This is a genomic window from Patiriisocius sp. Uisw_017 (genome assembly GCF_047731265.1).
Taxonomy (GTDB): domain Bacteria; phylum Bacteroidota; class Bacteroidia; order Flavobacteriales; family Flavobacteriaceae; genus Patiriisocius.
The window spans coordinates 1,011,461-1,023,478 of record NZ_CP159835.1; the positions used below are offsets into that span (position 1 = coordinate 1,011,461).

The 12,018-nt window shown below is 35.5% G+C and carries 9 protein-coding genes; 5 read left to right on the forward strand and 4 right to left on the reverse strand.

Annotated features, from left to right (window positions below; all coding sequences use genetic code 11):
• Positions 1–181: 181 nt before the first annotated feature.
• Positions 182–340: a hypothetical protein gene (locus ABXT67_RS04565; protein ID WP_415376103.1), complete on the reverse strand. Its 159-nt coding sequence runs from the start codon at positions 338–340 to the stop codon at positions 182–184.
• Between the two features lie 365 nt (positions 341–705).
• On the opposite strand from ABXT67_RS04565, the gene ABXT67_RS04570 reads away from it, so the two are divergent.
• The 5 genes from ABXT67_RS04570 to ABXT67_RS04590 all read left to right on the forward strand — a co-directional run bounded on the left by ABXT67_RS04570 (position 706) and on the right by ABXT67_RS04590 (position 6,273).
• Positions 706–1,266 (forward strand): hypothetical protein, encoded by a 561-nt coding sequence (locus tag ABXT67_RS04570; protein WP_415376104.1) that lies wholly within the window; start codon positions 706–708, stop codon positions 1,264–1,266.
• Between the two features lie 161 nt (positions 1,267–1,427).
• Positions 1,428–2,129: a hypothetical protein gene (locus ABXT67_RS04575; RefSeq protein WP_415376105.1), complete on the forward strand. Its 702-nt coding sequence runs from the start codon at positions 1,428–1,430 to the stop codon at positions 2,127–2,129.
• 195 nt (positions 2,130–2,324) lie between these two features.
• Positions 2,325–3,515: a ligand-binding sensor domain-containing protein gene (locus ABXT67_RS04580; protein WP_415376106.1), complete on the forward strand. Its 1,191-nt coding sequence runs from the start codon at positions 2,325–2,327 to the stop codon at positions 3,513–3,515.
• Positions 3,512–5,332 (forward strand): histidine kinase, encoded by a 1,821-nt coding sequence (locus ABXT67_RS04585; protein WP_415376107.1) that lies wholly within the window; start codon positions 3,512–3,514, stop codon positions 5,330–5,332. The genes ABXT67_RS04580 and ABXT67_RS04585 overlap by 4 nt, the downstream gene beginning before the upstream one ends.
• A gap of 191 nt (positions 5,333–5,523) precedes the next feature.
• Complete coding sequence (locus ABXT67_RS04590) at positions 5,524–6,273, forward strand: LytR/AlgR family response regulator transcription factor (protein ID WP_415376108.1); 750 nt, start codon at positions 5,524–5,526, stop codon at positions 6,271–6,273.
• 321 nt (positions 6,274–6,594) lie between these two features.
• Here the strand turns inward: ABXT67_RS04590 and ABXT67_RS04595 are convergent, their stop codons facing one another.
• From ABXT67_RS04595 to ABXT67_RS04605, 3 genes are read right to left on the reverse strand one after another with little or no spacing between them, the layout of a single operon-like run.
• Complete coding sequence (locus ABXT67_RS04595) at positions 6,595–9,000, reverse strand: TonB-dependent receptor domain-containing protein (RefSeq protein ID WP_415376109.1); 2,406 nt, start codon at positions 8,998–9,000, stop codon at positions 6,595–6,597.
• A complete protein-coding gene (gene recO / locus ABXT67_RS04600) occupies positions 9,000–9,719 on the reverse strand; it encodes a DNA repair protein RecO (RefSeq protein WP_415376110.1) in 720 nt (239 codons plus the stop codon). Before recO ends, ABXT67_RS04595 begins: the two co-directional genes overlap by 1 nt.
• Positions 9,719–11,980, reverse strand: a complete 2,262-nt coding sequence (locus ABXT67_RS04605; protein ID WP_415376111.1) for a two-component regulator propeller domain-containing protein — start codon at positions 11,978–11,980, stop codon at positions 9,719–9,721. Before ABXT67_RS04605 ends, recO begins: the two co-directional genes overlap by 1 nt.
• Between the last annotated feature and the right edge of the window lie 38 nt (positions 11,981–12,018).

Sequence of the window (12,018 nt, forward strand, 5' to 3'; positions counted from 1 at the left end):
CATCAAATTCTGTTTCCACAGGAAATTTATGAATAAACTCACACACTTCCTCTGGCTTAATAATATGGCAACGTCCCGATTGGCTATCAATTAAGTTTAAAATATCGCCAAAAGCAAGCACAGAAAGTTTTTTACGTCCTTCTACTCTTTCATCTGTATTATTACGTAATGGTTGCTCTTACTATACTCTGTTATTAAGTTCTGTAACTTCAGAGTCACTTTTAGTTACCTCAGGATTAGTAACTGCGTTTAAACAACAGTCTTGTATATTTTCGCTATCATCATCTTTATCGCAGCTAAGAACAATAATTGAAAGTAGTATTATAACAATAAATCTCATTGCTTTAACTTTATTTTGGATTTGTAATTAATGTAATTCGTTCTTTGTGAATGTAATCTCAAATTATATAATAGGTTTCAGAATTCAATATTTATTTTAAACTTAGGTGCAATAAGTTTAAAGAACCAACAAATCTAAAGTTGCTGGGTGATTTCTATGACACCATTAACATTCTAGAGATTGCATTGATATAAATCGCATAACGAAACTAAGGCTGACGAGTGTTTTTTGAATGCCAAAAACATTAAAAAAATTGTACCGAAGCACGAATACTAATTCATCCCCAACGAATACTAAAGCAGCACCTAAAAGCCTTAGAAGGCTCGGTATTTTTACTTTAGTAATCACATTTAAACACATACAAAATGAAAAATTTAATTTTAATATTCGTGCTTTTATTAGGCTTCCAATATCTAACTGCTCAAGAATTCACGCCTTCAAAAGATTATTTTATATCCTTACAAAGTACGCTTGCAGAGGACGAACTAGAACAACAACAAGCTGTCCTAAACCTTAAAGATGATGCGTCAAAAGAAATCACTTATTTCCCAATTGCTCACAGTGAAGCCATCGCATCTATAGAAATTTCAACAATAGAAAACCCAAATCTCAAGGGAGTGAAAAAAATTTTAAAAGTTGATATCATCTATTTAGAATATTGCAAATACATCATTTCAAATTACATTATCGAAACAGAAAATGGCGCTTTTATAAATCTTCCAATGCTTACTAATGAAGTTTGTAACGATTCGAAAAGTGAATTTGTTTACCTTTTCCCGTCTCAAGAATTTGGTAAAGACAATACTATTATTACTGCTCAAATTACGCTAGAAAATTCTCAAATCACAATGGTTGACACTGAAGACACACTTATATGGAATGATGATAGCTATGGAACTTCAGGATATATATATCAGGACTTTTAAATTATAAAGTGAATGTCCCAACCCAACCTCATCTAGCACTAAATAAGAAACAAAACCTTTAAAATGAAGGGCATAATAACCTCCCCTTGAAAGGGCTGTTGCGATCTTATTTTAAAAACAAAACCTTTAATGTTGTAGAGGGTTTTTATTCCCTAGAAGAAATGATAACTTATTTTAATAAACAAGAACTATCGCATCAAGAAATACATATCGTTTCGCATAGAAATCCTTGGGCAGGAATATCCCTAAAAACAAGTAAAGAAGGTGTTGGAGTATCAGTAAATTCAATTTCTCAAACAGCACTACCCAAACTAAAAAACAACAGTACTTGTGAAAAAATAATCGTTTTTCATTCGGGTGGTTTGGGAGAAAGTAAGGCGCTGTTATTTAAGTTAAAAGAAGTTTTTAGAGCGCGTACTTCAACAAAAATAGGGGCATCAAAGTACTTTAATGTTTTCGGTGGAAAATATGCCGACCACTATCTAGCAAAACCATATTATGTTTTTTATCCAACTGCATATTCTCCTGGGCCAATGTCCCTGTCACAAGAAATCAAAACACAATGTCCCATGAATCAGATTGATTGGTTCACCGCTTTAAAAGCAAGAGAAGAAACAGCTTTAGACCAAGTGTTTTCGCATCGATTTAATATCCCTATAGAATACGAGTTTCAATTTAGTAAAAAACAAGACATCCCAACTCTAAAAGACAAAGACGCTGTTATGGATTTCGTGAGTGAAGAGGAACAATTGGCAATGGTATTATATGACTTAGGCATCCCAATAGAGAAATATCGCTGGAGTACAAAAACTAAAGGAAATGAACTCAAAATTGAAGGAAAACTACAGCACTCAAGGTCTTAGAGCCTGCAATGGATCTTCAAGATCTTGGAAATTATATGGCGACGAATATTGAAAATTTAAAAATATCTTTAGATTAAATATAAAACACCTCCCTCAATCAATTCTTCAAACAAGTACTGTAACCCCCAAAATTTGAATGGGAGGTTGGATAGAGAGATAATTTCAACCTAAGATTATAACTATCTTTGTTTTACTTTGAAAAAACTCTTTATACTATTTATATTTTTTAGCTGTGACCTAGCCACTTCCCAAACAAACGAGGTCCGTTCGTATACGATTGAAGACGGCTTGCCACAATCTCAAGTCTACGCTATTGCTCAAGACAGTATTGGGTATTTATGGCTAGGTACACAAGGCGGCGGAATAGCAAAATTTGATGGGGACGATTTCACCGTCTATAATGAAGGTAACGGCCTCACCTCAAATTATATAGAATCTCTCTTAGTGTTGGGCAACCAACTTTTTATTGGCACCAAAAAAGGGCTTTCGGTACTAACAAAAAATAAATTTACGCCTTTTATAAGTCCACAGATTAATGCCCTTTATCATCACGAGGGCATCGTTTATGCAGCTACTGCTTCTGGTATTTATAGTTATGTAAGCGATGAGGGGTTTCAAAAAATAGCGTTAAGTGAGGAGGTAAATACCGCTTTCATAAATGATGTTTTGTACGATGGATCTCATTTTTGGATTGCCGCAAATTCTGGGCTCTATAAAACCAAAAGTCTTTTTCAACGGAGTCCAATTTCCATATTAGAAACGCTAGCATTTCCATCGCTTGCAAAATATGGCGACTATGTCTTTGCTGCTTCATTTGCAGACGGTATTTTAGTGTACGACATTTCTGAAAAGCAGCGGCAAAGAGTTGTTCTTGCACAACCACTACAAATTCAATCACTAGCCATTTTAGAAGAGCAACTTTGGGTATGTACAAATCAAGGAGTTACTATAATAGATGCTAAAAGCCTGCAGTTTCAAAAGTCAATTGGTAGTCAAAATGGCCTTACTGTATCGCATGTTAGGGAGAGTTTTATGGACCGTCAAGGCAACGTTTGGCTTGGTACTAGCGGCGGTGGACTGTATCATTATTTTCCTAACGAATTTACTCATTTTGACAGAGACACCGGCTTGCCTGGAAACAGAATTTATGCTGCCGAAGCTACAAAAAATAAAATATGGTTTTCAGTTTCTGAAAATGGGCTGGTATATATCGACTCGCTAGGAATCCATAAACTTCCAAAAATAGAAGGTCTTGAAGGTGTAAAAATAAAAACGATCACTAGCGATGCTAATGAAAATATATGGGCAGGCTCTGAAGGAAAAGGCTTGCTCTATAGGCATACAAAAACCTACGATAGTATTATAGTTCGGGGAAGAATTTTATGAATATGATCTTTGAAACAGTCGTTATTTCCAAAACACAAAATTTTGTTTTAACCACTAAAGATGGGCTTCCATCAGATTGGATTCGATCTGTTTTAGTTAGGAATGACACCATTTGGGTTGCTACCTATTCTAGCGGGATAGCTAAATTAACCTTTGACATCCAACAGAAAAAAGCGATCATTCATAAAGTTTTTAATGATAAAGATGGTATCCAAGAATTATCCATTCGAGACATTAGTTTTGATGCCAATGGTAGGCTTTGGTATAGTACATTATCTGGACAGATTGGAAATATTAAAGATAACACCGTAACTCATTTGGGCCGGATCGTTAAAGTTTCTACTCCTATAAACACCCTTTTATTTAGAGATAACACACTCTTTTTAGGAACTGCAGATAGCGGCATTTGGTATAGCACAGACGTCAATTATTCTAAATTCGTTCCTCTCAAAGGCGCAAAACAAGCCTCTTCAAAAAACAGTTATCAACTCATTTTTGATGGGGAAGGAAATCTTTGGACAGGAAGCGAAAGAGGAGTTGATAAATTGGTTTTAAACACTAAAAATGAATTAATTGATGTCTTTCATTATGGTAGGAATGATGGTTTTTTAGGAATTGAGACCTGTCTAAATGCAGTTACCCGTGATGCAGATGGCAACCTATGGTTTGGCGCTATTTATGGCTTTACAAAATACGATGCCTCTAAAAACAGTACTGAAAAGATAGTCGTTCCCTCTATTGCGTTTGAAGAAGTTAGGGTAGGGTATAAATTATTAGATTCTATTAACGACCTAAAGTGGAAAGGAAAAAAACTGCAATTAACTCCAGAAGAAAATCAAGTGTCTTTTAGCTATCGCAGCGTAGACCTCAACCACCCAAATACAGTTCAGTACCGCTATAAATTGGATGAAAAAAAATGGAGCCCTTGGAGTAAAATAAATCAACAGAGTTTCCCAGAGTTAACTTTTGGCGATCATACCTTTTCAGCTCAATCGCGCAATTATCGTTGGCAAGAAAGCACCCCTGTGAGTTTCAATTTTTATATAGAAACACCACTTTTTAAAAAGGATTGGTTTCAATGGCTTAGTGCATTTATTTTAGTGAGTCTTATTTTAATAATTGTTATAAAGTACATCAAGACAATCAAAAAAAGAAATGCCGAAACCCAGCAACAACTTCAGCTTGAAAATCATTTACTAACACTGGAGCAAAAAGCATTGCGCTTGCAAATGAATCCTCATTTTATTTTCAATGTTCTTAACGGAATTAAAGCAATGGGAACGAGTGATACTAAAAAAATGAACACAACAATTAATAGTTTTGCAAACTTACTTCGCGGTATTTTAAACAACTCTCGAAAAGACACTATTAGTCTTTCACAAGAAATAGAAACGCTTAAAAATTATATTGAAGTAGAACAGTTGATGGCGCAAAAATCTTTTGAATTTAGTATCAAAACTGAAATTGAAATGGACGCTGAAGAAATTCTAATTCCACCTATGCTAATACAACCCTTTGTTGAAAACGCGATACGACACGGTATTTTAAAAAGTAATACTGAAGGAAAGTTAACGGTGCGTTTTAAGACTGATGTACCGTTTTTACATTGTATTGTTATAGATAATGGACCTGGAATTTATCATTCGCAACAGAACAAAACAACAACAAGTCATCAATCTGTGGGACTAGATGTGACTAGAGAGCGCATTGAATCGCTTTCAGGAAAAGGTTCATTGAACATTCAAGAATTAAAAGAAAACACTACTATTGTAGGGACTAAAGTTGAATTTAGAATTCCATTAGAAACAGATTTTTGATGTCCCCCACCAAACTTTTTTTAGCTAAATTATAAAATAAATTGACTCCTATGAAGGGGGATTTTTGGATATTGAGAGTAATTAAATTGAAACCTAAATTTTAGAAAAGAGTCTTCAAAAGTAGGTATATTCGAAATACAAAACTTCGACAACCCAGAACTTGGAACATTAAACCTGAAACTTAAAATCCTATGTTAACTGCTATTATTATTGAAGACATGCCAGATGCTCTTGCACTATTACAAAATGAGCTAAAAGAAAATCACAGTGATATTGATGTTATTGGCACGGGACAAAGTGTCGTGGAGGCGGCTAAAATTCTCCGAAAGCATACTCCAGACATACTATTCTTAGATATTATGTTGGGAGATGGTACTGGTTTTGACGTCCTTGAAATATTTCCAGATCTCGCGAGCAAAATTATTTTTGTAACCGCGAGCGATGAATTTGCATTGCGTGCATTTAAGTTTGCAGCGATTGATTATGTATTAAAGCCTTATTCCAGCGAAGACTTATCGATGGCAATTGGTCGTGCTAAAGAGCAACTACAGCCTAATAAAGAACGAATTTCTATTTTAAAAGAAACACTTGCTAAACCAGAAGCAAAACCTGGTAAAATTTCACTACATACTTTAGACAAAATAATCATTGTGAGTTTAAATGACATTGTTCGCTGCGAAGCAGATAGTAATAACACAAAATTTCACTTACAAGATGGAAAGAGAATTTTCGTGACGAAGACACTTAAGTATTTTGCAGATATGTTACAGTCTTACGAATTTTTAAGAGTGCACCAAAGCCATCTGGTAAACCAGCAATGCATCGATGCTTTTATTAAAACAGACGGGGGTTATTTATTATTAAAAAATAAAGAAACCATTCCTGTTTCTGTTCGCAAAAAAAGTGAAGTCATTGAAGTGCTGGGTAGAATGCACGGCTAAGAGATTGAGGATACTAGATCTATTCTAGCGTTTTTGGAATTCCTTTTTAAGGTTATGCTCTTTTTTTATAACAGACCCCTTGATAGCTGGCATTGTTTGAAATGTTAAAAAAGCCATTTGATCTATGACCTGTTTTACATATAATTCTGTTTTCAACATAATATTAAAATAAAAAACCATCGGGAATCTCCTCAAACCCCCAATGGTTATGGTTGTGTGATTGTTTTAATTCGCCCACACAAATTTGGTTTAGTTACATGCCAAATATATCCTTAACGATTAAGATTGACAATAGGTGAAAACCCCTATTTTTTAAAAAACCTAAAAAGCATAGGTCGCAGCAACAATTAAATTACACCCAGGTGCTGCAATTCCAGAAGAATATGTTTGATACCGTTGGTCTGTAATATTTTCTAAGGTTGTATTGAGTTGTATTGCTTTAGTAAGAGCGTACTGAGCACCAAAATTTAGGGTATACCAGCGAGGAGAAAATGGATTTCCGTTTGCATCTTTTGCGTATAAAAAGTCATTATTTTGTTGGGTTGGCGCAAGATCTTCAAAATCAAACTGGCCGTTAAAGATTGCAAAAGCATCCAATTTCATTTTCCCTGTTTTGTAGATAAGATGTCCATTCCCAAATTGCGGTGCAGCGTGTCTTATAGGAACTTTAGCCCCATCCTCCTCGAGGGTAAAACCATCAGTAATATTATAAGCTCCTGTAAATTGAAGCGACTTACAGAAATTAATCTCTAAACTAGCTTCAAAACCATATACTTCCGCTTTACCTCCATTTTGGACGGCTTGTACATTACTTAATTCTCCTTGATACTCTAATTCGGTTTCACCGTTTAAACTAAAATCCCTTCGTACCAAGGCATCCTCTAAAATCGTATAGAATGTTCCCAAATCAACTTTAAACACATTCTCAAAATTTAGAGTCACCCCTATTTCACCATTGTAGGCATATTCAGGTTTTAAATCTGGATTAGGCACTACCACGCTTCCTGGCTCACTATCAAATACTTTTCCTACATCATCAATATTGGGCGCTCTAAAAGCAGTCCCAAAATTTATTCGCCATCCTAATATTTTATTTGGGTTAAATGCAAATCCTGTAGTCCCTGTAACCGCGTCAGCATCAATATTTGCTTCCGTAAAAGGCAGGTCATATAAAGACTCATCAAAAACAGCATCCACAAGAACACGATTGTATCTCACGCCTCCTTGAAAAGAAAGTTTATCGGTAATTTTAAAATTAGTACTCAAATAGGCAGCGATCGATTGCCAGGTAGCTCCATCAGGATATCGTGAAACATCTCTGGTGGAATTTCCACTAGTAATATCTGTTTTTGCCCCTACCGAGTTTACTTTGTTGTATACATATTCTAACCCATAATTAAATTTTGTTTTATCCCAGTCCTTCTCAAAATCCCAAGCCGCAGTGTAGGCATTTACTTTTTCCTCAGTTTGAAATAGAATCGCATCTCCAAAATCTCTATTGTTACGGCTTTCTTTAAAACGTTGGAAAGAAATAGTAGCGACACTCTCATCGTAAAAACTATTATTATAAGCGGTGTTTCTTGCTTGTATGTTTCCAGAAATCCATTCTTGAGGGCCGTAATACCATGCTGCAAAGCGCAATTCATTATCTGTCTCTCTAATTAATCTGTCGTATCTAGGAAGGTCACTTGTTGTTGTATAGAACAATCCTAAATCAAAATTCCATTGATCGTTAGCACGGTAGCGTACTTTCTGCATCAAATTTATTTGATTATATCCCGTCGCTACCTGGACTTTGGGATTGTCGTTTTGAACGACAGCGTCAACACCATTTATAGTTTGAACGTATTCATTTCTCAAATAATCATCGGGACCATTACTACCCATTCTCAAATCATCAAAATCGCTATAGGTAACACTGGTTAGAAAAGCCCACTCTTTTGATCCAATATTAAAATCTACATGTCCTGTTTTTTCATTGTTTGCAGTAGCAAAACGAGCTGTTGCATTTCCTGAAAATGACATTCCATCTTCAAAAGAAAATTTTGGCTTTTTTGTGTAAAAATTCATAACCCCTCCTACGGCATCACTGCCATAAACCACAGATCCAGGACCTAGAATCACCTCTACACGTTCAACGGCAAATGGATCTATGGAGATTATATTCTGTACATTCCCACCTCTAAATATTGCGGTATTGAATCGTACTCCGTCTACAGCAATCAAAAGTCTATTTGTTGAAAACCCTCTAATTAGTGGGCTCCCGCCCCCTAACTGGCTTTTTTGCACGTATACTGAACCACTTTGCTGTAATAAATCTGCCGCAGTTTGTGGATTTCCAAAAAGCACATCTTCGCTAGTAATAGAGACTATTTGCTGCGGAATGTCTTTTCTTTGCTGCCCAAATTTTGATACTGAAAGAACAATTTCTTCCAAATTACTCGCATCAGAAGAAATAAAAACTTGATTTGACGCAGTAATTTCAGACTTTTTTAATTGCAGTGTTTGATGCGAGATGTGTTGAAAGGTTATCACTTCATTCGTGTCAAATACAAAAATGCTTACATATCCATCAAAATCTGTAACTCCGCTTTTACTTTTATTACTATTAAAAATAGCAACTCCAGGTATTGGAGTATTGTCTTCTTGACTTAAAACCTGAATTTTTTGAGAAAATGAAATCGCCGAGAAAAGAGTAAAGGCTAGTATAAGTAAAAGTTGTTTCATTAATTAAAAAGTTGGTTTAAAACCAAAAGTGACTTGGGTTTTTTAAAACCCTGCAAATGTAAATGATAATAATCCAGCACCAAATTTAACACCCGCGATCTTTCAGATTTTGTTAATTTTAAATCGTTGAGTGAATCAAAATTTATGCCGAAGAACCTCTTAAAGTTTTTGACATGGGCACCTGTTTCACAATAATCAATGGGATCAGATTCTTGAAAAACACCTTCAGCCTTATTAAAGTACTGGAAATGAGCGTTACTAGGATCAGGATAACAGCCTAAAAACTGGGTTAGTTTTAATAAAAACAAAATATGAAAATTGGGTTCTGTTTCATTTGTGTCCAACCATTGAAAAGAACTTTCTAAAAATTGAAAAAGATGTTCATTAGATTCTTCTTCTTGAATGGTGTTTTTTAATATTTCAGCTAAAAAAAGAACTATTGATGATTTTAATATTTGGGTATGTAACGAATCATAAGGATAACTCACTTTTGCTTCCCGAATACTTTCTAGGGTACCTTTATTTTTATGGTTAGCAACAATCTCAAGTTGCATTAAAGGTTGAAAGTAAGATGTTTTAAGTTTTCCTTTCTTCGATTTTAAAATTCCGCGGAGTAAATAGGTTTTTAAACCATCTGTTAAGGTAAAGCAAGTCGCTATTAAATCTGCTTCTCCATATTTAATGGAAGAAAAGACAATGGCTCTTGTTGTTGTTATCATTACCTAATGACCATTATTTTCTTAATCTTGGTTTCTAGTGCGTCTTCTGAAGTTATAAGCACAAAATAAACTCCAGATGCGACTCTATACCTTCCAAATACAGTGGTATCCCATTGTACGCTTCCTCCTTCACTAGTTTGTTGAAAGACTAAATTTCCTTCTAGGTCTGTGATTTTTACATTTGCGTTTGCCGTAAGCCCGTCTATAGTCACGTTTCCTTCAAATTGAGGGCGGACTGGATTTGGAAATACAAATACTTCTTCTAAAGTATCTCGGGGTGCAGTGGCATTTCCGTTAAAAGAGACAAGGCCATTTACAGTCGCAAAATAAACTTCTCCAGTAAATGGATCAATCGCAATATCCTGAATGCTATTTGACGGTAATGGCGAATTGTCTTTCGTAAACCTAAGCAATGTTTCTTGACCGTTTGCCGATATATAAAACACCCCAGATGTTGCTGTGGCTATCCATTTGTTGTTAGACCCGTCTACTTCAATATCAGTTATGGGTTGTTCAAAAAGCAATTCTTGGCCTACTCCTTCACCATCTAAGAATATGATAGATTGAGCCTCTGGAGCTTGTCCATCACTAAAAAAACTTCCAGGACTAAACAGTACTCTTAGTCCACGCAAAGTTCCTATCCATAATCTATTTTGACTGTCAAATGCAAGTGCTCTAATATCTGTAGACGGCAGACCTCCCTGCCCATCGCCTTCACCAATAACGTTAAACTGACCATTGTTTGGATTGTACCCGGCGAGCCCAGTTTCAACTGGACTGAAGAAAACAAAACCTTCGCGACTTACAGCAACTTCACTATGCGCAAGTTCTTCTCTTCCTCCTGAAACACTAGTAACATCAATCGTTTGTATCTGCCCGTTTGGAGCCAATTTAATCAATGCATCATCTGTTAAAGACTGTACTGCCCAGAGATTTCCTTGGCGGTCAAAGTCTGAACCATAAATACGTACTCCAGCAAAGTTGTTGTTAAAAATAGGGTTTTCCAGAATAGAATTGTTCTCGTTAAAAAGTGTTGTAGGAACTTGGTCTTCAACTTTCAATATTCCATCAAAAAATGAGGAAAAATAGACGGTATCTGGATTTGCTTGGTCTATAGTAACATTAACCAAGTCTGATACTCGATCCACTCCTAAGGAACTAGTTATTTCATCGTGAGGGATATTAAGCCAGGCATTATCTTTTAAATTACTAATTCCTCTCCTGTCAAGTGCTTGGGGGTTAAAAAAAACATCTATTTCTCCATAACTAACCCAAAGTGAACCTGCAGACGCATCTAATGAAAATGATTTATTTAATAGCGGGCCGTCTGGTAAGACCTGAGTGGCTTGGGTTGTTCCAAAAGGAACTTGCAACAACCCATTTAGAGTCGTACCCATATAAAAAACATCGTTAAAGCTATAACCGCTTTGTAAAACATAATCATACTCCGGCAAACTAGTTACCGCAGCTCTTAAAAGAAATCCTTGTTCATAAGATCTTATAGCATTTGTAGTAGTAACGGTTAAAAGCCCATTATTTACTCCAAAACCAACAATGTTAGCCGCATAATTTTCTAGAGGTTCAAAAACATTCCCTGCGTTAATACGAAATATTGAATTGTCGCTTCGTGCCGTTAGGACTCTAGTTCCTAAAAGTTGTATTCCTATATAATTACCTCCAGTAAGGGTCTCCCATTCCTGAAAATCTATTATGTCTTCATTGTCTAAAATTGCCCTTCGTATCCCACCTTCTGAAGAAGACGCATAGATATAAGGATCGGCAATGGTTGTTTGTGTAATGTCTATTTGTGATCCTCCATCTCCTATAAAATAAGAATCTCCAAACTCCAATCTTTCAAGATCATATACCGAAACACCGAATTGAGCCGAAATATACACCTTACCTTCGTGTTCGGTAAAATGGTTTATTTTCTTTTTGTTAGGTGGAATTGTTTGTTTGTTTAGGATATCAACAACTATTAAAACGTCATTTTCCTGACCAATATTCACTACTTCTATAAGCCCGTTTTCATACCCTATGAGTAACAGATCTGTTGGTTCACTATAATAAATCGAAGAAATACTTTCACCTGAAAGACCTTGCACGCTCGAGATGGTAACAATTTCTTGAGTTGAAAGATCGTATATGAAAATCGCATTTTCTGCGGCAACAAATAAACGATCATTTCCTTGAGAAATATCTTGAATGGAAACATATGAAAAATGATCTGTCCACAATGCATCAAAATTTTGCGCTTGCAAACTAACTGTGAAAAGGCAACTAAAAAAAATAAGTAAAA